Source organism: Mycobacterium fragae (assembly GCF_002102185.1).
GTDB lineage: Bacteria > Actinomycetota > Actinomycetes > Mycobacteriales > Mycobacteriaceae > Mycobacterium > Mycobacterium fragae.
Genome location: NZ_LQOW01000008.1, coordinates 131,819 through 154,438, shown reverse-complemented (window position 1 = coordinate 154,438; position 22,620 = coordinate 131,819). Strand labels below are relative to the sequence as shown.

At 64.4% G+C, this 22,620-nt stretch carries 18 protein-coding genes; 12 read left to right on the top strand and 6 right to left on the bottom strand.

Annotated elements, in window-relative coordinates; translation table 11 throughout:
• On the bottom strand, positions 1-2,411 hold a 2,411-nt coding region (locus AWC06_RS06145; protein ID WP_139819930.1), incomplete at its 3' end, for a non-ribosomal peptide synthetase.
• 148 nt (positions 2,412-2,559) lie between these two features.
• On the bottom strand, positions 2,560-4,590 hold the full coding sequence (locus AWC06_RS06140; protein ID WP_169715302.1) for a SidA/IucD/PvdA family monooxygenase: 2,031 nt from the start codon (positions 4,588-4,590) through the stop codon (positions 2,560-2,562).
• 1,064 nt (positions 4,591-5,654) lie between these two features.
• On the opposite strand from AWC06_RS06140, the gene AWC06_RS06135 reads away from it, so the two are divergent.
• Positions 5,655-6,446 (top strand): GAP family protein, encoded by a 792-nt coding sequence (locus AWC06_RS06135; protein ID WP_085195417.1) that lies wholly within the window; start codon positions 5,655-5,657, stop codon positions 6,444-6,446.
• A gap of 41 nt (positions 6,447-6,487) precedes the next feature.
• On the opposite strand, the gene AWC06_RS06130 is transcribed toward AWC06_RS06135, so the two are convergent.
• Entirely contained in the window at positions 6,488-8,887 is a 2,400-nt protein-coding gene (locus AWC06_RS06130; protein WP_085195415.1) for a CaiB/BaiF CoA-transferase family protein, read from the bottom strand.
• 146 nt (positions 8,888-9,033) lie between these two features.
• Between AWC06_RS06130 and AWC06_RS06125 the strand changes: the two genes are divergently transcribed.
• Positions 9,034-9,855 (top strand): FadR/GntR family transcriptional regulator, encoded by an 822-nt coding sequence (locus AWC06_RS06125; protein ID WP_085195413.1) that lies wholly within the window; start codon positions 9,034-9,036, stop codon positions 9,853-9,855.
• A gap of 15 nt (positions 9,856-9,870) precedes the next feature.
• Complete coding sequence (locus AWC06_RS06120; RefSeq protein WP_085195411.1) at positions 9,871-10,593, top strand: SDR family oxidoreductase; 723 nt, start codon at positions 9,871-9,873, stop codon at positions 10,591-10,593.
• Here AWC06_RS06120 and AWC06_RS06115 read toward each other — a convergent pair.
• On the bottom strand, positions 10,553-11,425 hold the full coding sequence (locus AWC06_RS06115; protein ID WP_085195409.1) for an LLM class flavin-dependent oxidoreductase: 873 nt from the start codon (positions 11,423-11,425) through the stop codon (positions 10,553-10,555). The two genes, AWC06_RS06120 and AWC06_RS06115, sit on opposite strands and share 41 nt — an antisense overlap.
• Positions 11,426-11,515: 90 nt before the next feature.
• Between AWC06_RS06115 and AWC06_RS06110 the strand changes: the two genes are divergently transcribed.
• The 5 genes from AWC06_RS06110 to AWC06_RS06090 are packed head-to-tail and all read left to right on the top strand — an operon-like array spanning position 11,516 to position 17,268.
• On the top strand, positions 11,516-12,580 hold the full coding sequence (locus AWC06_RS06110) for an acyl-CoA dehydrogenase family protein (protein WP_085195407.1): 1,065 nt from the start codon (positions 11,516-11,518) through the stop codon (positions 12,578-12,580).
• On the top strand, positions 12,577-13,680 hold the full coding sequence (locus AWC06_RS06105) for an acyl-CoA dehydrogenase family protein (protein ID WP_085195405.1): 1,104 nt from the start codon (positions 12,577-12,579) through the stop codon (positions 13,678-13,680). Before AWC06_RS06110 ends, AWC06_RS06105 begins: the two co-directional genes overlap by 4 nt.
• Before the next feature lie 2 nt (positions 13,681-13,682).
• On the top strand, positions 13,683-14,831 hold the full coding sequence (locus AWC06_RS06100; protein ID WP_085195403.1) for an acyl-CoA dehydrogenase family protein: 1,149 nt from the start codon (positions 13,683-13,685) through the stop codon (positions 14,829-14,831).
• Positions 14,828-15,772 carry an acyl-CoA dehydrogenase family protein gene (locus tag AWC06_RS06095; protein ID WP_085195401.1) on the top strand — a complete coding sequence of 315 codons (945 nt, stop codon included), beginning with the start codon at positions 14,828-14,830 and terminating at the stop codon, positions 15,770-15,772. Before AWC06_RS06100 ends, AWC06_RS06095 begins: the two co-directional genes overlap by 4 nt.
• Complete coding sequence (locus AWC06_RS06090) at positions 15,769-17,268, top strand: class I adenylate-forming enzyme family protein (protein WP_085195399.1); 1,500 nt, start codon at positions 15,769-15,771, stop codon at positions 17,266-17,268. The genes AWC06_RS06095 and AWC06_RS06090 overlap by 4 nt, the downstream gene beginning before the upstream one ends.
• Positions 17,269-17,293: 25 nt before the next feature.
• On the opposite strand, the gene AWC06_RS06085 is transcribed toward AWC06_RS06090, so the two are convergent.
• A complete protein-coding gene (locus AWC06_RS06085) occupies positions 17,294-17,860 on the bottom strand; it encodes a hypothetical protein (RefSeq protein WP_085195397.1) in 567 nt (188 codons plus the stop codon).
• Positions 17,861-18,250: 390 nt separating this feature from the next.
• Between AWC06_RS06085 and AWC06_RS06080 the strand changes: the two genes are divergently transcribed.
• Entirely contained in the window at positions 18,251-18,511 is a 261-nt protein-coding gene (locus tag AWC06_RS06080; protein ID WP_085195395.1) for an SRPBCC family protein, read from the top strand.
• Positions 18,508-18,885, top strand: a complete 378-nt coding sequence (locus AWC06_RS06075; RefSeq protein WP_085195393.1) for an Mtp family mycobacterial-type pilin — start codon at positions 18,508-18,510, stop codon at positions 18,883-18,885. The genes AWC06_RS06080 and AWC06_RS06075 overlap by 4 nt, the downstream gene beginning before the upstream one ends.
• Before the next feature lie 28 nt (positions 18,886-18,913).
• Here the strand turns inward: AWC06_RS06075 and AWC06_RS06070 are convergent, their stop codons facing one another.
• On the bottom strand, positions 18,914-20,221 hold the full coding sequence (locus AWC06_RS06070; protein ID WP_085195391.1) for an adenylate/guanylate cyclase domain-containing protein: 1,308 nt from the start codon (positions 20,219-20,221) through the stop codon (positions 18,914-18,916).
• Between the two features lie 66 nt (positions 20,222-20,287).
• On the opposite strand from AWC06_RS06070, the gene AWC06_RS06065 reads away from it, so the two are divergent.
• Together AWC06_RS06065 and AWC06_RS06060 are read left to right on the top strand one after the other, a co-directional pair.
• Positions 20,288-21,298, top strand: coding sequence for a hotdog fold thioesterase (locus AWC06_RS06065; protein WP_085195389.1), 1,011 nt, complete (start codon positions 20,288-20,290; stop codon positions 21,296-21,298).
• Between the two features lie 95 nt (positions 21,299-21,393).
• Positions 21,394-22,587: an amidohydrolase family protein gene (locus AWC06_RS06060; protein ID WP_085195387.1), complete on the top strand. Its 1,194-nt coding sequence runs from the start codon at positions 21,394-21,396 to the stop codon at positions 22,585-22,587.
• Positions 22,588-22,620 lie beyond the last annotated feature (33 nt).

Here is a 22,620-nt window from a genome sequence, read left to right as displayed (position 1 = left end):
CGACCCCGGCGCACATATCCACACGCCACCCCGCGACCGGCCACATACAACTCCCCGACCACACCCGCCGGCACCGGCCGCAACCAGCCATCCAGCACAAACAACGCCGCCCCCGACACCGGCGACCCGATCGGCGGCGGCCCCGACCCCGCCGCCAACGGCGCAGTCATCGCCGCATACACCGTGGCCTCGGTCGGACCATAGGCATTGAGCACCACCCGCCCCGGCGCCCACCGATCCACCACCTCAGGCGGGCAGGCCTCACCGCCGAGCAGCAACGCCGCTGACTCCAACCCCTCCGGTGATAGCACGCCCACCGCCGACGGGGTCTGGGTCAACACACTGACCCGTTCGGCAACCAGCACGTCGTGAAAGTCCTCCGGGGAGCGGGCCACCTCCTCGGGCACCACCACCAACCGCCCACCACCGAGCAGCGCAGCCCAGATCTCCCACACCGAGAAGTCGAAAGCATACGAATGACACTGCGACCACACATGTGCCGCCGACAGCTGTGTCGGCAGTGACTCCACCAAGTGGGTCATATTGCGGTGAGTGACCGCCACCCCTTTCGGGATCCCGGTGGTGCCCGAGGTGTAAATCAGGTAGGCCAGATCATCCGGACCCGGCGGCGGTGGTGCCGTATCGGGCTGGCTGTTTACAGCGGGATCGTTAACATCGATCACCGGCACGTCACACCCTGCCAGCCGCCCAGTCAACTCGGCGGTGGTGACCACCGCGACCGGCGTGGCGTCGGCGAGCATGAACCCGATCCGCGCCGCCGGCAGCGCCGGGTCGATCGGCAGATAGGCCGCCCCGGTCTTGAGCACCGCCAACATCGCGACGACCGCCTCAGCCGAACGGGAAAACAACAGCGCCACACACTGTCCCGGGCCCACACCCCGACCGACCAACAGATGCGCCAACCGGTTCGCCGCCTCATCCAGCTCCCGATAGGTCCACGAGAGCTCACCGCACGTCAGCGCCACCGCCTCCGGCGTGCGCTCCACCTGCGCGGCGAACACCACCGGAACCGACACCGGCGCAACCGAAGCCGTGGTCAACACCGCCCGATTACCCCACCCCTCCAGGCGGGCATGCTCACCCTCATCAAGCAGCTCCACCGACGACAACGACCTCCCCGGATCGCCCGTCATCGCTGCCAACACCCGCTCCAACCGTCGGGCTATATCGGAGACGTCAAAATTCGAAAACGGCTGCCCAGCACCGGCCGTGCTCAAAGAGAGCTGGCCATCAGCGCTTAAGAAAAACAATCCAAAGTGGTCCACGCGGCCAAAACTAGTAACCACCGCCGACGCCGCGGCATTAGCAAAAGGCAGAATAGTTATCGACGGGACGAAATTAACGCCCACCCTCTCGGCTGGCTGCCCTGGGCCGCGGAGGTGAGCTTTGCGCTCAAGGGCTTGCACCGGAAACCTCTGATGCTGCACCGCCTCTCGTATCCGCGTGTCAACGTGCTCACAAAAACCCGCGACCGTAGATCCCGGAGAAACCGTCAACGCCAACGGAACAACCCCGGAAACCAGCCCGGGAGACGTCGCCAACTCCGCACTTGTTCGCCTACTGACCGGGAAATCGAGCACTACCTGTGAGCCCTCAGGACGCCACCCATGCACCAGCAGTGCGCACGCCGCGGTGATCACCGATGACCGGCGCATCTTCAACACATCAGACAACTCGTGGACCCGGCCAACGACCAAAGGGTCCAATTGGATAGCCTCCGAAACCGAGAACGAATCGCACCCGTCCGCAGATTGCGACTGGTCAGAATATGGCGCACTTTCAGGTGGAAGATTCCCACTCCAATACGCTGAATCCTCGGAGTACGCCTCAGACGCCTGATATTCCTCCTCCCAGTCAACCAGATCCTTCAGCGAGCTAAAAAAAGCAGGCAGCGCGGGCGCCCCAGAAACCAGCGCTGAATAGACCGCGGCGACCCGATTGGCAAAAAGCACCGTGCCGAATCCGTCGGTGACTAGATGATGAAAGCACATTAACCAGTAGAATTCGTCCGGCCTGGTCTGAAATAGGGCAAATTTGAACAGTGGGCTACGTGGCGGCATGGGCGTGCGCCGGATCAATTCCGCTAGCCGGTGGGCCTCCTGGACGGAATCCGGTAAATGCGTGAGATCATAGAAAGGAAGGTCGACGTCCGGGTCGTCAATCGCCCGTTGGAAAACCTGCCCATCCACCTCGAAAAACGTGACCCTGACCGGCTCGGCCTCTGAAACCACGTGCCGGACCGCTTGTTCAAGCACGTCAGGCCGTACCGCGCCCTCGATTACAATGAATGCGACGATGTGCCACTCGGCATCGAAGCGACCCGTTTCCTGCGCCAGCCAAATGTCGAGCTGTCCCCGCGTCAGCGGAAAGACTGGATCAGCAAGCCCCATCGAAGTGTCCCCCTACCAAGCAAAAGCATGTGTCGCACGCCTGACCCTGTGCCAACTTCTCACGTGCCGCGTCCGCTCACCTCGACCGCCGCATAGATGTGCGAGCAGACCTTCACGGTCTTAAGCCGCCCCAGCAGATTGTGGTTCATTACGCCCTCTGGCACGTTGTACCGGAGCCGTCCGGACCCTGCGCTCGCGAAGTTCGCGGCACTGGAATCGGATCGGTGTCGAGGCCGAGGGGAAGTCCGACAACCGAGGAAATGAGGTCTCGGTCCTCGCACTCCATGCCATTCGCAAGAGCACGAGCAGCGTGCCAACGATCCCTATCGTCGCGTTCCTGAGAAAGCTTGAAACGCCCTCTCATCTCGTCGATCTCGATCTCGAAACCAACCAGGAATGGGAAGAGCTCCTCATCGCCCGCCGCTTCCCTACTCAGCCGAAAGCCACCTGGCGATGGGTCCGCTGCCGCGGCGATGCCGCGCAGACCGTTGACGACAGCGTCCTTGTCCCGCAAGATCCTTGCACGCCCCCGCACCTCCACGGAGATGGAGTTCCAGGTGGGCAGTTGGGTCGACTCGTATACGTGCGGGGAGATATATCCGTTGGGCCCGTGGAACAAGACGAAGACTCGGCGCCCGTCGAGAAGCTCAGTGTGCGGGTTAGCCGCGTCCATATGTCCGAAGAGAACCCCCAACGATCCGCGCGATGTATCGAGCGTCAAGGGAAGTTGTGTAACCATCGGCTCATCCACTCCTTGAGCGGAGACGAGTGTGGCGAATCGGTAGCGCTCGATGACAGCGCGCAAACGATCGGGATCGGTCTCCAGATATCGCTTAGGCGGATAGTCGCTCCTTATGGGTCGGTGGCCGTTGGTCGAAGCGCTGCGAGGACTGGTCGCGATATCTTGTGCGATCGCTTGGGCTCGGAACGGCAGCAGCGACAGCAAGGTGTCGCCGATCCCGAACGACGCTTCGCCGAACCCTTGTAAGAACAATCTAGCCGTCAAAGCATTTGTGGTATTGACTCGGCAACTGCGAGACAACGAGATCGCGCCGGACTCATCGCGTAATACGTGCGGCAATACTTTCCGGAAGATCTCGGAGTCCAGCACACGCTCGTAACCGGTGGCCAGAACGGCGCCGTCGAAATGGAACTCTGTAACCTCACCGCTAAAACGGTCCTCGAAGGTGGCGATAACTCGGCCGTCGACTTCCTCGACTCGCGATACTCGCGACTCACAATGCAGTAGTAACCGACGATGTCCCCTCACCTCGTCGAGGTAAGCGGTTTGGTATAGCTTGTCCAACAGATCTGCGTCGACGACACCGTAATTGGTCAAACGTAGTTCGTTGCGCAGCGCGGCCCTCTTAGCCGGCGGATAATCGTAGAATTCCGCCGCGTTTGTCGAGAAGAAATGTTCATTAATGAATGGAGAATGATCGGTCGACCGTAGGGTATGGTCAGATATGAACAACTCGATGGTTGCTCTCGGATAATGTTTTAAGAGGTACTCGACAATTTCTGCCGCACTTTGACCGTTTCCAACCACCGCGAAGCGGTAGGCCTTTTGTGGATCGTTGAAACGGTTCGTAAAGTTCGGCAAGAATGCGCTGGAGTGCAGCACTGCCGCTGTATCCGTTCTAGCGCCGAGAAGTCGAGGAACACCACCACCGCCATAAACGACGTTGGTCGCAAGAAAGCAGGATTCGGCACCGGTGCTTACGTCACGTGTATGGACTCTGAACCGCGTAAGCCGCCCGGTTGTGGATGGCGGTTCTGTTTCCGGTACCACTGCGGTGACGACTGTGCCGTAGCGGACGCTGTCGGCGAAGGACTCGGCGACCCACTGAAGATAGTCCTGATACTCAAGCCGGGCGGGGCGGAATTCGTTGATGTTGACGAACCGCTCCAGGCGTCCTCTGGCTTTAAGGTATTGAAGAAACGTGTATTGGCTTGCTGGATTCCGAAGTGTCGCAAGGTCTTTCAGGAAAGATATCTGCATTCGTGCGCCGTCAAGCATCATTCCTGGATGCCACTGGAAGCGTCGGCTCCGTTCGAGAAATAGGCCGCGGTGATTTGGAATGATTTCGTCGGCCGCCACAGCTAGAGCGAGATTCGATGGCCCCAAACCGATTCCGATGAAGTCGAATTCGGGATCGCGCTGCCTGCCGGCGTTCATAGATGTCATTCGCTGTCCCCCAATGTCATTCGGGCCCTCGCGTCAGCCCTACGTGGCTTGCGCAAACCCCCGCCGCAAACTCTCCGGCCATATATTGGACCGATTCCGTTCACCCATAGTTCAATTCTCCGCACGGTCGGCCCCGTAAACCACCCGTCGGAACATCATCGAATGCCGGCCACAAGCTGTGCTGTCCTCCGTTATAACCAAAACGACAAAGTTGCCATTATCATCGAATGTATTGACCTGCATCGGATTACCTAATCACCGAGTAGAGAATCACCAGTAGAAAATTCCGCAAGGTCCCGCGTGAGCCCAATGAAGATGGCCAGTCCGGACCTTGCGACCGCAAAAGCCTGACTCGAAAGTGGTTGCGGCGCTGAGCTTCTGATGGGCAGTACACCCCCAACCCCGGCGGGCAAGCTGGCGCCACGTGATCGTGGGCGTGCTGGTGGCGGTCCTCGACGTCGGCACGGCGAACTAGGCGTCGACGATCTAACCGCGACGCTGCTTAGCGGCATGTCGGGCAGATTACTCGCACAACATCGGGATGCGAGGTAAAACAAACATTTCGCTGGGAAAGCGCGGAACCGCAACATAACTTACCCTGGTTAATTTGTCGCGCGTCGGACAAGAGAAAGTCGAACCGCCTCTATAAGCAGGTCCATCACAGAGCCCTCCCCTAATTTGTCGCATGTCGAACATAATTAGCGAACACTGGGTCCGCTAATTCAACATTTGCCGAGCAATCTCCGAACCATCTGATCCCCTTGCCGCTGCGCGGCCCGCGTGTCCCCCGCGAAGCTGTGCCGATGTCGGTGCCACGACCGGGTACTAACTTCAGTTCAACCTTGCGGCCGAAACGTACGCGTGCTCCAGCAGTACCCCTGCCGTGGTCGACGCAAACCAGTCCCAATCGCGCCGATCTGCTTAAGCGGCTGGAGCGTACGCACTGCACTACGGCGTTGTCGGACGGTCCGATACAGCCCGCAACATCAGCCACCAGTGCGGGGTCGGCGGAAAGGCCAGTTTTAGGGTCGGCTGGGACGGGTAGGGTTCCGGCCATGTGGAGCTCAGTGCTGGGGTTGGCGCTCCTGGCGGCCCTCCATCCGGTGCCTCTCGGCCTCACCCTCCTCATGATCTCCCGGCCACGGCCCGTGCAAAACCTAGTCGCCTACTGGGTAGGCAGCCTGACATCGTGTGTCCCCGCCCTGCTGGTTCCGCTGATGGTGGTGCGCTCCACACGGATGTTTAGATCTCTTGCGCAAGGTTCGGCCACCCCGGCCGCGAGTTCCACCGTCCGGCACATTCAGATTGGCATAGGTGTGGTGGCGCTATCGATTGCTGCGCTGATGACAGTGCGCTTCTTGGCGCGTCGGCGAGCACGCCTGGCGGTACCGGAAAGCAACACGTCGACCCTAGTGCTGGATTCGAATACACCGATCGCAATCGGGCGGCTGCTGAATCGGACGCAGGATGCGGCAACGGACGGCGGATCCACAATCCGGCGGCTGCTCGGCCGCGCCCAAAACGCGTGGGAAAACGGATCCTTGTGGGTCGCGTGGGTAATCGGCCTCGGATCGGTGTCAGCCGACGGGGTTCTATTCGTAGCCGCAATCATTGTGGCGTCGGGAGCCGCGATCGGCACGCAGATCAGCGCCGCCATCGCGTTCCTCGTTGTGACGTATGCCGTCGTCGAGATCATCTTCGTCACATACTTGGCATGGCCAGAGAAAACCCGAGCAGTGCTGCAACTGCTGCATGACTGGGCGCGCGCTCACCGTCGACAGGTCCTGATAGCTATCTTCACAGTGGTTGGGGTTTCTCAGCTGGCCCAGGGGATGGGTCTCGTCTAAGCCGGTGGCCAAGAGCCAACCGCCGCACGTTCGCAGCTGCGTTACACACCCTTGGGCCGGGTCCCGATCACGCCGCTGCTTGACAAGCGCATGAGGTCTTCATCGGTGACCCCGCACGAAGCGCACAACACCTCTTCATTGTGCTCGCCGAGCATCGGTGGGGGGCGCATGAGCCACCTATGCTGGCCGGCCAGCGGGGCGAACGGCGGCCGCGGATAAAGCCCGGGGCCTGTGCGCGGATGCTCGAGCGGCTCAAAAAATCCCCGATCGCGCAGCTGAGGGTTCTCGGTGACCAGCGACGGCGACACGACGGGTGCGGCGGGAATGCCTGCGCCGGCAAGGTTTTCCACCACGCAACGAAGATCCTGGCGCTCAAACCACTCCTGCAGTCGAGGGTCGATGGTGTCGGCTCGCGCCCGCCGTCCGACGATGGTGGCCAGCTCCTCGTCCTCACTCCAGGGCGGTAGGCCCATCAGCTCCATCAGCGCACACCACTGCCGGTCGTCACCTATGGTGACAGCGATCCAGTCGTCGTCGCCGGCGCAGCGATAGATGTTCTGGATGGCATCGCCGTGGCCACGGTTGCCTCGTCGGCTCAGTGTCACGCCGAAGACCTCGGCTTCGATCGGCTGGACGGCGGTGGTGTTGAGCACCGTTTCGATCATCGGCAGTTCCACGAGTTGGCCGTATCCGGTGCGCTCGGCGAATTGCAGCGCCGCCACGACGGCGAATGCCGCGTGAATGCCGGCCAGCGGATCGCAGGCTCCCCTCGGCGGGATGGGCGGACCGTCCGGCAATCCGGTCACCCAAGCCAGACCGGCGATCTGCTCCATGGTGGGCGCGAAACCGACTCGGTCGCGCCACGGTCCGTTCAGCCCGAACGCCGGCATCCGGGCAACGACCAATCGCGGGTTGACCGTGAGCAGAGCGTCGGCGGTGAGGCCGAAGTTGTCCATCACTCGCGGCGAAAAGTTCTCGATCACTACGGCGGCGCCTGCGACCAATTCGATGAACAGCCGACGGCCCTCGTCGGACCCCAAATCGATTGTGACCGAACGCTTGTTGGTGTTCATGGCGTGGAAAACCCAGCCGTATTCCCACCAGTCCTCGACGTCGGTGCGCATGCCGCCCGAGTATCGGATGCCGTCCGGGCGCTGAATGGACTCCACCTTGACCACGTCGGCGCCGAACGCGGCGAGCACATGAGTCGCAGCCGGGCCTGCCCAGAATGCGGTCAAATCAACGATGCGAACGCCGTCCAGCGGCAGCCGACGATCCGAACGTTCCTGGCCCAGTTCGCGTTTGGGCCAGGGCGGCTCGTTATTGGCCTCGCCCGCCACGGGGGCGCCGCGCAGCGCAGCCGGCCGGCACCGCGACATCAACCACGGGCTACGGGGTTGGTGAAACCCAGCAGGGTTACGCACGAACACGCCGCGCTCCCGCACGTAGGCCATGTCCCGGATCGTCGACCCATTGCCCAATGCCGCAATCGGTAGCCGGAACAGCTGCCCGAGTTCGACGATCTCGTCGACAGTGCGTTCGGCCAGCCAGGGCCGGATCCGCTCGCGGATGAAGTCGCGGTATTCCCAGCGGCCGATCTGGAAACGCAGCTGGGGAATCTCGATCAGCTCGGGGCATTCGACCATCGCCGCGAAGTCCAGCCACTGCTGACCGGTGACCATCGTGATCCCGACGTAGCCGTCCTTGGCCGGCTCGATGGAGGGCACCTCGACGGTGCGCGTGATCGGCGGCACAGCCAACAGCTGAGAGTGCAGCCATTCGCTGCTCTGCATCAGCGTGATCGCTTCGAACATGGACAAATCGAGGTGCTCGCCCGCTCCACCACGCTGGACGCGGCGGCGCAGCGCCAGGGCACCGAACGCGGCGAACACCCCGCCCATGTACTCCCCCAGGTCGCCGCCGATCGCGATCGGTGGCCCGCTCGGATCGCCGCGAAAACCGGCCGACCCCGCCCCGGCCTGTAGCGTGAGCTCGCTGGCGCGGCGGTCGGCATACGGACCGGTCCAGCCGAAGTCAGAAATCGTCACAACGACACACTGCGGCGACTCGGCAAGCAAACGCTGCGGATCGATACCCAGGTCGGCCGCCTGCGAGCGGCCGGCAGTCAGCACGACGATATCGGCGGCAGCAAGCGCAGCGCTGCACGGCTCGTCTGAGGACAACGCGTCCGAAGACCAGGTCAGGCTGCGCTTGCCCGCGTTCAGGTAACCGAACAGGGGTGAATCAGTCCCACTGACAAGCGGCGAAAAGCTGGCGGTGAACCGACGCAGCGGATCTCCTTGTGGCGGTTCGATTTTCCTGACCTCGGCGCCGGCGTCAACCAACAGCTTTCCGCAGTAACTACCGGCTATCCGGTCGCTGATCTCGACGACCCGCACATCGTCCAGCGGTGTCGGTCGGCTGTCGTGCCCTTCGCTCACGTATGCCCGTCTGCATCTGTCGTGGTGTTGGTCAAAAGCGTTTTCGACCAGCGCGGCTATTATGCCATTACTGCTAAGATTGCAGCCAATGGAGTTCGCGGGGCAGCGCCGTGCACTCTGTCCGTTCGTTTCGCTGCTGGAATCGGATGACCGCGCTGGGAATTGGCCCTGAGGCTCGACGCCGTTTGTCGGCGCCGAGGATCGCCGAGATCGTCGCTGACGAGTTGCGGCGCCAGATCATTGATGGCGAGTTGGCCGACGGTGATTTGCTGCCCCGCCAAGAAGTGCTCGTCGAGCAATTCAACGTCAGCCTGGTCTCCCTGCGGGAGGCGCTTCGGATCCTGGAGACCGAAGGGCTGGTCTCGGTTCGGCGCGGCAACCGGGGCGGCGCCGTCGTGCACGCACCAGCGAAGACCAGCGCCGCGTACATGTTGGGTCTGCTCCTGCAGAGCGAGTCGGTTGTGGTCGCCGATCTCGGGACGGCGTTGCTGGAGCTGGAACCGGCCTGCGCGGCGTTGGCCGCGCAGCGGCCTGACCGCGCCGACACCATCGTTCCCGAGCTCAAGCAGGTCAACGACGCGATGGCCGCGCACTTGGACGACGGACCCGAGTTCACCGAAATCGGCCGCCAATTCCACGATCTCATCGTCCGGGGGTGCGGTAACCGCACCATCATCGCCGTCGTCGGCACCCTGGAGACGCTGTGGACCAGCCACGAACAGCAGTGGGCCGACGAGAGCGCGGCTCGCGGCACCTACCCGTCCCTGGCCAAGCGTCGCGCGGTGCTCAACACCCATGTCAAGCTGGCCGAGATGATCGAGGCGGGTGACGTCGAGCGAGCCCGCCGGGTGGCGGCGCGGCATCTGTCCGACACGCAGAGCCATGTGCTGGCCGCCGGGCCCGACCAACGGATCTACGCGCTGTCGCCACAAGCGCTGTCCCGCCCGCGGGAAAGCCGGCATCTTTAGGTCGTTGAGGCACCCGTGAGAACCGCACTGGTCACCGGTGGCAGCGGCGGGATCGGTAAAGCCTGCGCGGCAAGGCTGTGCGAACTGGGTTACGACGTCGTGCTGTCGGCACGCCGTGAAGACCCGCTCCAAGCAGCGGCCGACGAGATCGGTGCGCGCTACATCGTCGCCGATGCCTCCGATCCCGTGGGCTTTGCGCCGGCGATCAGTTCGCTCGAGACCATCGATCTCGTTGTGCACGCGGCGGGCACACTCGGCGGCACTTACGCACGCAAGCAGACATTCGAGCAGTGGCGGGCCATCATTTCGGCGAATCTGGATTCCTGCTTCGTGGTGACCGCCGCCGTGCTGCCGCGCATGCGCGCCGGGTCGCGGCTGGTGTTCATTTCGTCGTCTGCGGCGCACGAGCCGATGATGGCCCGTACCGCCTACTCGGCATCCAAGGCCGGGATGAACGCGTTTGCCCGCGCGTTGGCGCTTGAAGTCGACCGCGACGGGATCGCCGTCCACATCGTCACGCCGGGGCCGGTGGAAACCGAGATGCTGCAAGACGTTCCGTTCGAGATGTACGCGATCCAGGTCTCCGACGTCGCCGACGCCGTGGCCTGGCTGGATACTGTCGACCCGTCGGTGGATCTGCCGGAGATCCGGCTCAACGCCGTGCGGCGCGGGCCCTTCGCCCGCGAGCCGGTGGTGCCTACCGAGGCTCGCCGCCGGGCGGCACGCGGAAGGGCTTGATCACCGTTTCGCCGAATTCGTGCAGCGACTCCGGGGCGGCGAAATCGGCGAACCACACATAGAAGCGTTCGACCCCCAAAGCGGCCAGGCCCGCGAAGTGTCCGGACAATTCGGCGGCATCGCCGCAGACCAGGCCCGAACCGAGATGGCCGAACCGCCGCGCGCTCACCTCGCGCACCGCGTCCGGGTCGGCGCCGTCACGGACGAATCCCACCATCTGCTGAACGGACACCCGCGCCGACCCGGTGGTGGGCGCCAGCTGCGCCAACCGATCGAGATGGTTGGCGGGAATGTTCCACCAATCCGCATATCTGCGAACGAGTTCCATCGTCCGGTGCCCGATGCCGCCGAGGAGCAACGGTATCGGATGCTCCGGCAGTGGCAGCTGGTTGCGGTCCGGCGTGTTTCCGCGTCCCCAGTAGTCCATGATCAAACCGAGATGACGTTCGAGTTGCTCGACTCTGGCGATCGGATCTTCTTGACCGACATCGAATCTGGCGAACTCGGCGGGCCATGAGCCTGAGCCGAGGCCGAGTTCGAATCTCCCGCCCGATGCCGCTGACAAGGTGACGGCTTGTTTGGCCAACACCGCGGGATGCCGGAATGCATCGCAGAGCACCAGATGACCGATCCGCAAACGCTCGGTCTTGGCGGCCACCCAGGTGGCGACGCCCATTGCCTCCCAGATGTTTTCGTCGGGAAGCCCGGGCGCCTCGAGATGGTCGATGAATGCCACTCCGCTGAATCCGCTGGCCTCGGCGTGGCGCGCCCGGTCCACAATGTCGACTATCGGCAACCTCACTTGGGGCAGGAACAGATACCACTCGGCCATAGCTGAACACCCTACGGATCTGCCCGCAGCCCGCCGCAACGATTGACGCCTGTCCCGCTAGTTTACTATTTTTATTATGTTAGGGGCCTTATGGACGTCGGTCTGAATTCCGGACAGCTGGCGCTGCGCGACAGCGTGCGTGACGTCCTGCGCACCGAGTGCCCGCCCGGGGTGGCGCGGCAGGCGATGACGGATTCCGAACGCTGGCGCACCGTGTGGAAGACGGTTGTCGATCTCGGTTGGACCGAACTCGCCGCGGGAGGCGAGTACGACCGGCTCGACCTGGCTGTCGTTTTGGAGGAATGCGGTGCCGCCATCGCCCCTATTCCCCTGCTGAGCAGCGTCGGGCTGGCCGCCGGTGTGCTGCGTGCCGCCGGACCGGGAGTCGATGACGTCCTAGGCGAGATCGCCGACGGGGTGGTCGCTGCGCTGGCCATCCATCCGCCCGGCCGTCGGCTGCCGGGTGTGCCGACGACGCTGCAGGACGGGCGCCTGCGCGGCCGCGCGGTCGCCGTCGCCGGCCTTTCCCGCGCGGAGCTGATCGTCACCCTGGCCACATCGACGGACGGGCCGATCGCCGCCGTCGCGCGCGTCGGCGACGGCGTCACCGTGCACGCGACCGAATGCACCGACCCCGCCCAACCGATCGCCGACGTCGAGATCGACAGCGCGCCGATTGCCACCGCCGGCGTGGACGTCGAGACGGCATTGGCGACACCGCTGGTCGCGTCGGCCGCCGACCTGGTCGGCGTGGCGGCTGCCGCCCTGGCCCGCTCGGTCGAGCATGCGAAATCGCGGCAGCAGTTCGGCAAGCCGATCGGCGCCTTCCAGGGAATCAAGCATGCGCTGGCCGACAACTACGTCGCCGTCGAGCGCGCCCGCAGCCTCACCTACGCGGCGGCCGTGCGCCTCGACGACCCCACGACTACACCGGCCGCGGGCTGGACCGCCGCGGCGCTGGCCAAGGCAGCGGCCGGAGAAGCGGCGGTCAGCTGTGCCCGTACTGCCGTCCAAGTTCACGGCGCCATCGCCCAGACATGGGAGCACGACATACATCTGTATCTGCGGCACGCCTGGCAAGGCGCGACGGCGCTGGGAGACAGCCGCGCGCTCTACCACGCGGTGGGCGGCCATTTCGCTGGTGGTGGCGCATGACCGGCATCGTCGCCGAGTTCAGTGCGTGGTTGACTGATTTTCTGCCCGGCGATTACTACGACCGCTATCGCGACTACCGCTGGGATCTCACGCTGCGCCGCGACTATCAACGGGCCTGCTTCGAGGCCGGGTGGTTGCAGCCAACCTGGCCGCGCGAGCACGGCGGTCGATCGCTCGGCCTGCGCGACGCGATGGAGATTCGGCTCGAAGGCGCGCTGCGCTCGGCGCCAAAGCTGCCCAACATCGCCGGCCCCAACGTCGCCGCCCCGGCAATCCGCCAGTTCGGCACCCCTGAGCAGATCGACCGGCTGCTGGTTCCGCTGCTGCGCGGCGACGAGTGGTGGGCGTTGGGCATGTCGGAGCCCGAAGCGGGATCCGATTTCGCCGGCTTGCGTACCCGCGCCGAGCGTGATGGCGATCGGTTCCGGGTCAACGGCCGCAAGATCTGGACCACTCAAGCCCACCTGTCGCGGTGGTGCACGCTCTATGCCCGGACCGACCCGGCCGCACCCAAGCACCGCGGCATTTCCTGCCTCATTCTCGATCTCGAATCTCCCGGTGTGTCCACCGAGCCCATTCGGATGGCGTCGATTTCCGACGAGACCTTCTGCGAGGTCCTGCTCGACGACGTCGAGGTGCCGGTGGCCAATTTGCTGGGGCCCTACAACGGCGGCTGGCAGGTGGCGCTGGCGTCGTTGCAGCATGAGCGCCAAATGATCTGGGTGATGAACTGGGTCGAGATCCAGCGAGGCCTCGACTCGATCCAGCGGGCCGACGGGCAAAAAGGTGAAGACGTCTACACCGAGTTGGGCTCACTGCTCGCCGACGCCGAGGCGCTGCGAGCCACCGGATACCGCGCGCTGTACAACGAGCTCGCCGGTCGGCCGAGTCCGGAAGCCGACATCCTCAAACTGCTCGGTTCGGTGACACTGCAACGAGTTTGGGAACTCAGCGCCGCCGCGGCCGGGCCCGGTTCGGCCAGCGACCCCGACCTGCTCTTCGAACGCCAGGACGCGCTGGCGGCGACCATCTACGGCGGGACATCCGAGATCCAACGCAACATCATCGCCGAGCGGCTGCTCGGACTGCCGAAGGGATGACGATGGATTATGACCTCGGCGCCGACGCCGCCGATCTCAGAAAGCAGTTGCGCGACTTGATTTCCGCGCATATCCCCGACGGCTTCCTCGGGGCGTGCACCGACGATCCGCGAGACCTCGCGACGACGGAGTCGTTTTGCAAGCTGCTGGCCTCCGACGGGCTGCTGGCCCTGGCCTGGCCCAAAGAACACGGCGGTGGCGGCGGTTCGATCTGGCAGCAGACGGTACTGCGCGAGGAGATGTGGGCCCACCACGAACCCCGCGGCGCCCAGTACATGGGGATCAACTGGGTCGGGCCCGCGATAATGCGCTACGGCACAGCGGAGCAGAAGGCGCGGCACCTGTCGGCTATCGCCGCGGGGGAAGTGATCTGGTGCCAAGGCTTTTCCGAGCCGGAAGCCGGAACCGATCTCGCATCGTTGCGCACCCGCGCCGTTCCCGATGGCGACGGGTGGCGCGTGACCGGTCAGAAGGTCTGGACCTCCTACGCGCAGATGGCGTCGTGGTGCGTGCTGGCGGCGTGCACCGACCCGCATGCCCCGAAGCCGAAGCGGATCAGCCTGTTTCTCGTCCCGATGGACCGGCCCGGTATCACCGTACGGCCGATCCGGTCGATGCTGGGACCTCACCACCTCAATGAGTTATTCCTCGATGACGTCGAGGTATTCGCCGACGAGGTGCTCGGTGACGTCGGCGACGGCTGGCGGGTGATGCGTGAAGCGCTCGCGTTCGAGCGCGTCGGGATCGCCCGCTACGCGCGGTGCGAATCGCTACTCGACCGGATGCAAACCGAACTCGGGGACGACTGGGACCGCTTGCCCGAATCGATCCGCGCCCGCTGGGTGCGCGCGTTGATCGATCTGCGGGTCGCCAGGCTGCTCGCCTACCGCGCGGTTTCCCTGCAGGACGACCCGTCGGCGGGGGCGGCGGCCAGCGCTGCTCGCATCGCGACCACTACGTGCGACCAGCAGGTCGCCGAGTTGCTATTCGACGTGCTCGGCCCGTCGGCGCTGGACAGCGGTACTTCCGCGCGGTTGCACGGGGCAGTCGAGGACCACTGGCGCTACGCTCAGGCGGCCACTGTGGCATCGGGGACCATTGAAGTGCAGCGAATGCTGGTCGCACGTGACGCCTTGGGAGATCGCCGGTGAATACCGCTCTGCCAGAAGACATTGCCGAGTTCGCTGCGGTCGCCGCCAAACGGCTGGCCCGGTTCGGCGGCCCGCAGGCGGCGCTGCGCGCCGAGACCGAGGACCGTATCCGGCAGGACGCGCGTAACGCGCTGGCCGACCTCGGCGCGTTCGAACTCGACGTCAGATCCGGGGCCGACGATCTACTGGCGGCCGCCGTGCTTTGCCAGGCCGCCGGCGCGACGGCGCTGCCCTACCCACTGGTCGAGGAGCTGCTGGCGATCGACGGCGTCCGACTGGCCCTGGTGAATCCCGAAGCGCCGCGTATCGACCACGGAGACTTGGCAGGCGACTGGATCGCCGCCGACCTCGACGGAACGCGCTACCACCCGGCACCGTCGTCGCGCACCGGCGCCAAACTCGGGCCGTTTCTGGTGCCCGCCACATTGAGTGAGCCCGACGGCGCTGTGCCGATGGCCGACATCGACCTACACCTGATATTGGGATCGTGGCGAATTTTGGGCGCCTTGCAGCAGGCATTGGAGATCACCCGGCAGCACGTGCTGGCCAGGGTTCAATTCGGCAAGCCGCTGGCGGAGTTTCAGGCGGTCCGGTTCACCGTCGCCGATGCTTCGGTCGCGGTGCGCGGACTTCATGAACTGGCCAAGTACACCACCTGGCGGGTGGAATCGGCAGCCGCACAGGTCCGTTCGGCCGACGCCCTGATCCTGCGGCTCAAGGCCGCCGATACCGCACGACAGGTGCTGCGTAACGCCCACCAGCTGCTCGGCGCGCTCGGTTTCTGCGACGAATCCGATGTCAGCGTCCTCGACCGGCACACCCAGCCGCTCATCCGGCTGCCGGTGAGCAGCGAGGTGCTCGCACAGCGCATGATCCCCGGCGTTCGCGGCGGGCAACTGGAGACACTATTCTCCGAGCCGATGGCAACGGAGCCGGCGTGAGTGCCGGGGCAGTCGCGACCGGGGAAGCTCCCGGCCGGCAAGACGAGGGAATCCCGTTCGGCACCAAGCTGCGGCAACTCGCCGACCAACTCGGGGACGAGCAGGCGCTGGTCACGCTGGCACCGGACGGCAGCGCGCAGCGGCTGACGTTCGCCGAGCTCGAGGTCCGGGCCAACCAATGGGGGCGGGCACTGGCGGCTGCGGGCGCGACATTCGGTTCCCTTGTTGCGCTTGCGATTCCGAACTCCGAGCACCTGGTGCTGGCTGCACTGGGCTGCTGGAAGATCGGCGCCGTTCCGATTCCGATGCGATGGGATCTGCCGGACTGGGAGCGGTCCCGGGTGTTGGCGGTGATCGATCCCGCCGTTCTGGTCGACGAACAAAACCGGTCAGAACTCGCGGCTAGCGCCGCCCGCCAGCCGGGCGCCCCGCTTCCCGTCGCCGTGTCCCCCAGCGCCAACGGGATATGCAGCAGCGGGTCAACCGGCGTACCCAAGGTGATCCTCACCCTGGCCCCCGGGCTGTGGACTCCGGAGCACAGCGTGCCGTTCCTGTCGGCGTGGACGCCGGTGGCCCAGCCGCAGACGATTCTGGTGCCCGGGCCGATGTATCACACCAACGGTTTCTCACCACTCAGCTACCTGCTGGGCGGCGACCGTCTCGTGGTGCTCGAAAAGTTCGATGCCGCAGCGGTTGTGGAAGCCGTCAAGCGCTACCAGGTCACGAATTTCACCGCCACACCGACGATGCTCGGGCGCATCGCGGCGCTACCGGGCATAGACCGGAAGGACTTCTCGCCGGTCGTCTGGATTCTGCAGGGTGCTGCGGTCATGCCGCCCGCGTTGCAGCATCGGTGGTTCGAATTGCTGAAGCCCGAGCAGATCGTGACGGCCTACGGGATGACCGAAAACCTCGGGCTCACCGCGTTGCGGGGCGACGAATGGCTGGCTCATCCGGGCAGTGTCGGGCGCGGCTTCCGCGACACCGAGATCCGCATTCTCGACCCGAACGGAAATCCCCTCGGGCCCGGTGAGCGCGGTGAGGTGTACCTACGGTCTCCGATGAGCGCGGGATACCGCTATCTGGGCGGGGCGCCGCCGCTGCCGTCGACGCCCGATGGCTTTCGTTCCGCCGGCGACATCGGTCACGTCGACGCCGACGGCTACCTGTATATCGCCGACCGGCGATCCGACATGATCATCACCGGTGGCGCCAATGTCTTTCCGGCCGAGGTGGAAAGCGCGCTGGCTGAACACCACGACATCGCCGACGTCGTCGTCATTGGGCTTGCCGATCCGGAATGGGGACGCCGCGTGCACGCGGTGGTACAGCTCGCCGACGGTGCGACGCTGACCGAACAGCAGGTGATTCAGTACGCGAAGAGCCGGTTGGCCGCGTACAAGGTTCCCAAGACGGTGGAGTTCATCGATCAGATCCCCCGCACGGCGGCAACCAAGATCAACCGCTCGGCAATGATCGAGGCCCGCGGCGGGTAGCGACGCGGGGCGTCATTGCGTGCCGTCACAGGGGTGCACCTTGGAGGCTCGCTTCGTAATTCAGGAGGGCGGCGAACTGCTGCGCGCGTCTGAGGTTGGACCTGGCGTCAAACGCGTTGCGGTAAACGAACTTCGTGCGTGGCCCTTCGATTGTGATTTGAACAGTTTGGCCCGTCCTGACGGTGGCGGTGAGCCCGTGTAGCGGAATGCGCTGGGCGTTCTCCTCGTAGCCCTTGATCAGCTCGGTCCTAGTGAGACGAAGCTCGTGGAACCAAAAGATGACACCCTCCGCGCGGTTCTGTTTTCTCGGGTCAAAGCCGAAGTCTTTTTTGGCGGCGGCGCGGTCCTTGTAGTGCCGGAAGGCTCGCAGATCAAGGGGCGGAGGAACTTGCAGAGCGGCTAAAAAACCGTACCCCAACGTGCGGCCGACGAATTCACCGCCGCCGACCCGCGCCGCTCGACGCACTACCGCCAGCTCCTTGCTGTCGAGTCCGCTCCGGCGCCCGGCGAAGCTCCTAGCGATCATGCCGCCCAGCAGGCAGATCAGGGGTACGCCGACCACCACGATCCAGCCCCACCAGGGATTGCCCATTTCTGAGTCCTTTCTCGCGAATGTGCCCCATCATGCGCCGAGGTCGTCGTGGTGGCAGGCAATGCGTAAGGTACGACAGGATTCTTGAAAGATCCTTGACGTCAGTCGTGCGGTAGCACGTGCGCGGGATTTGTCTGAGTTAGCGCGTTTAGCTGAGCGCTGTAGTACGTTTCGGCAGCATGGCTGGGTCTGTGTCATGCCGGGTCGAGCAACTGTCAAGCGCGAAACCTGAAGCGATATATGACGTGCTGATGGATGTCGAGCATTGGCCCGCTTTCATGCCGAATATGTCTGCCGCGTTATGGGAGCGACGCGGAGAGCCCGACACCGGACGGGGCGGCATCAGGCGGATGCGCATCGGGCTCAGCGTGATACGCGACGAGATCATCGATGGAACGCGACCACATCAATCATGCCTACGTCGCATCGTTTCCGTGGTACGTGCCGCTGAAGGACTACCGGGGCGATATCCACATTGATGATCGCCCGAACGGGTCCCGCATCACCTGGACCGTGACGTGCGCACCGCGCATCCCCGGCTTCGAGAAATTTTTGAAGGCCAGGCTCGCTGCCTCGTATACGCGTCTGGCAGAGGCGCTGGCCCAAGAGGCACAGGGGGCCGGCCCCTTGGCGAATAATCACCACTCATGATTGCGAATCAAACGAGACCGTGGGTTCGACTGTGCGCCAGCGCGCTGACGGGTGTCGGGCTGGCATTTACCGCTCTGGGACTGGCCGCCGGCGTCGGGCAGGCGGCGCCGGGGCCGAGCTATCACTGGTGCCCTGGTGATCAATGGGATCCCGGCTGGGGCAAAGTCTCGGACTGGGACTGGAATCAATGCCACGCCTGGCAAGGGCCGGGAGGCCCGTACGGTCCCGCGGGCTGGGGACCCTGGGGCCCGCCGCCGCTCTGGGCGCCGCCGCAGCCACCTCCACCGTCGTGGGCACCCGGGGCCAAGGTGATATGGAAAACTACTGACAACAGTTGGGGATTCTGGAACAACGGAGTATGGACTCCGATCTGATGGGCAAGCCCGCCAACGAGATTCGACGTCAACCAGAGGCGACGGCAAAGAGGCGCCATTCGCCGGGCACGCCCTTGAGCTGATAGGAGCCGCGCTCCTCGAACTCCAGCCCGGACCCGATCACAAGGTCGCGCAACGTGCTCGACACGAGCACGTCGTTCGGCCCTGCCAGTGCGCTCACGCGGGCGCCGATGTGCACGCCGATCCCACCGATGTCTTCACGGCGGACCTCGCACTCCCCGGTGTGCAGCCCGGCGCGCACCTGGATACCCAGCGCAGCTACCGCGTCGCGGATCGCCATCGCGCAGCGGATCGCCCGCTGAGGGCCGTCGAACATCGCCAGAAAGCCATCACCCGATGTGTTCACCTCGCGGCCTCGAAACCGAGCGAGCTGCGACCGCACCACGGCGTCGTGCGCATCAAGCAACGCATGCCAGTCCCTGTCACCCATCTCCGCGGCCCGGCGCGTCGAGTCGACGATGTCGGTGAACAGGATGGTGGCGAGCACGCGGTCGTCGGCCACTTCCGCTTGGTGCCCGGTGAGGAACTCGGCGATCTCCTGGAAGGATTGACGCCACGGTTCGACGAAGTGGAAAACGTTGCGCCCCGGAAGCTCAACATATTTCGCGCCCGGTATGCGGTCGGCGATGTCCTTGCCATACTTGAGCGGGATAAAGCGGTCGTCGGTGTGATGGAGTACGAGTGTCGGCACGCGGACTGTGGGCAGCAACGCCCGCACGTCGATGTCGTCCGACAGAGCCCTCATGTGAGCAAAGGTCCCTGGGCTTGCCGCCAGGCGTTCGTGCCGTGCCCAGGTTGCCCGAATCTCCTCGTTCCACGGCATATCCGGATTCGCGAGATGCGCAAGCTCCCCCGTACCCCACGTGGCGACCGCGGCACCGGGCAACTCCTCGGGTGTGGAGCTCTTGACGCGTTCAAAAAGCGGATCGGCATAGCCCTCGAGCACAACCAGCGCGGTTGTGCGGGATGGATAGGTCGCAGCGAATAACGCCGATTCCGCGAACGTGCCGTCGATCGCGACGAGGACCGCTTCGCCGCTTCCCAGATCGTCAAGCACCGCGTTGATGCTGTCGGCCCATAGCTCCAAAGTCGGCTGCGCCGGATCGGACACCCCCGTGCCCAGCTGGTCGAAGAAGACGAGTCGACCCAGCGATGTCATCGCCTCAATCCAGCCTTGGATAGACGGCAGCTCAGTAAAGACCTCACAGTTTGTAAACGGGGGAGAAACCAACACGATGTCGCGCTCACCCTCATGCGATGTGCGATACGCGACGCGCAAATCGCCGTTCAGCGCGTAGCGCGTCTCGGAGAACATTGCGGAAGTGTAAGCCGAGGAGCGGGTTCTAACCGACGCCTGCGAAAAGGCGGTAACCTCATTCTCATGGCCGACGAAGCCGAACCGACCACCCGTGATGCCCGCTTCATCAAGACCGCGGTCGAAATTCTGGGCGAGACCGGGCGCACCGACTTCACCGTGCAGGAAGTGGTCGCCCGCTCCAAGACGTCGCTGCGGGCCTTCTACCAGCATTTCAGCAGCAAGGACGAATTGCTGCTGGCCCTGTTGGAGCGGACGATGGCGCAGTCGGCACAGGGCTGGCGCACCGAAATCCAAGGGCTGGACAGCACCGCCGCGTTGAAGCTGGTCATCGACCGAATCAGCGCACAACCGGAGTCGACCACCCAGGACAGCCTGAACCGGGCGATGAGCCTCTACAACCAGCATCTGGCCGAAACCCGGCCGCGCGACTACGCCCGGGTGCTCTCACCGCTGCACCAGCTGATCCGCGACATCGTGCAGCGTGGCATCACCGAAGGCGTTTTCCGGCCCACGCTCGATGTCGGAGCCGCCGCCGCGATCATCATGCAGACCGTCGTGGGCGCACTCCGATTGCACTGGCTGGGAGCCGAATTGACCGGAGCGCCGATCGACGAGGCCCAGCTATACGACTTCTGCATCCGCGCCCTCGGCGCCGACGACGGCGGCGGGATCGCGGGCCCGACGCTGAGTGAGCTGTTCGACCAGATCGGGTTGCGGGAGGCCACCCACGACGGCGAGTTCGCGATGACGATGCCAGTGAGCCCACAGGTGGTGAACACCTCCGGCGCGCTTCAGGGCGGGCTGATCGCCACCCTCGCGGACGTCGCGGCGGGCCAGCTCGGCCTCGATTATTTGCAGCCCGGCACCGCCATGACGACCGCCGACCTCTTCGTCCGCTACCTGCGACCGATCAGAGCGGGCTCAGCGCTCGCGGTGCCCCGGGTGCTGCGCGCCGGCCGGCGGTCCCTGGTCATGCAGATCGACATCTTCGGCGACAACGACGGCGAACTTGCCGCGACGGCGACCGTGAATTTCGCGGTCGTCAACATCAAAAACAGCACGACCAGCAGCTAGTCCGGCCGGATCGCAATCCGATTACACCTTGCCGCGCGAAAGTGGTAACGTCATTACCACCCACTGAGAATCCAGACTGGTCCAAGGAGATCGCCATGCCGTCCCGCGAGCTTCCCTTCCCTGTGTTCGACGCCGACAACCACATGTACGAACCGCAGGAGGCACTGACCAAATTCTTGCCGGACAATCGCAAGCACGTCATCGACTACGTGCAGGTCCGCGGTCGCACCAAGATCGTGGTGCGCGGCCACATCAGCGAGTACATCCCCAACCCGACGTTCGAAAAAGTCGCGAAGCCGGGTGCGCAGGAGGACTACTTCCGCCACGGCGCGCAAGGCAAGACCTACCGCGAAATCCTGGGTGAGCCGATGAAGGCGATCCCCGCCTTCCGCGAGCCCGCACCGCGGCTGGAGGTCATGGACGAACTCGGCATCGACTATGCGCTGATGTTTCCGACGCTGGCGAGCCTGGTCGAAGAGCGGATGAAAGACGACCCGGAGATGACCCACGACGTCATTCACGCGCTCAACCAGTGGATGTACGAAACCTGGACGTTCAACTACAAGGAGCGCATCTTCGCCACGCCGGTGATCACTCTGCCGATCGTCGAGCGCGCGCTCGAAGAACTCGAATGGGTTCTGGAGCGGGGCGCCCGCACGGTGCTGGTCCGCCCGGCGCCGGTGCCCGGCTACCGCGGCAGCCGCTCGTTCGGTCTCGAGGAGTTCGACCCGTTCTGGCAAGCCTGCATCAAGGCGGAGATCCCGGTCTCGATGCACGCCTCGGACAGCGGTTACTCCGAGTTTGCGAATGTGTGGGAGCCCGGCGACGAATTCCTGCCGTTCAAGCCGACCGCTTTTCGCAGCCTGACGATGGGCCATCGGCCGATCATGGACGCGATGGGGGCACTCGTCTGCCACGGCGCGCTCTCGCGTAACCCCGAGCTACGGATCCTCTCGATCGAAAACGGCGCCGACTGGGTACCGGACCTGTTCAAGGGCCTCAAGGGCGTCTACAAGAAGATGCCGAACTCGTTCAGCGAAAACCCCATCGAGGCCTTCAAGCGGTGCATCTACATCACCCCGTTCTGGGAGGACCGGTTCGCCGAGATCGTCAAGATGGTGGGCACCGACCGGGTGCTGTTCGGGTCCGACTGGCCGCACCCCGAAGGGCTGAAGGACCCTATCTCCTTTGTCGACGAGCTCGCCGACTTCGAGCAGGAAGACGTCGCCAAGATCATGGGCGGCAACCTGATGAAGCTGATGAAGGTCGCCAAACCGGTTAATGCCTGACACGGCGAGCTAGCTCGCCCATAGGGTTACCGG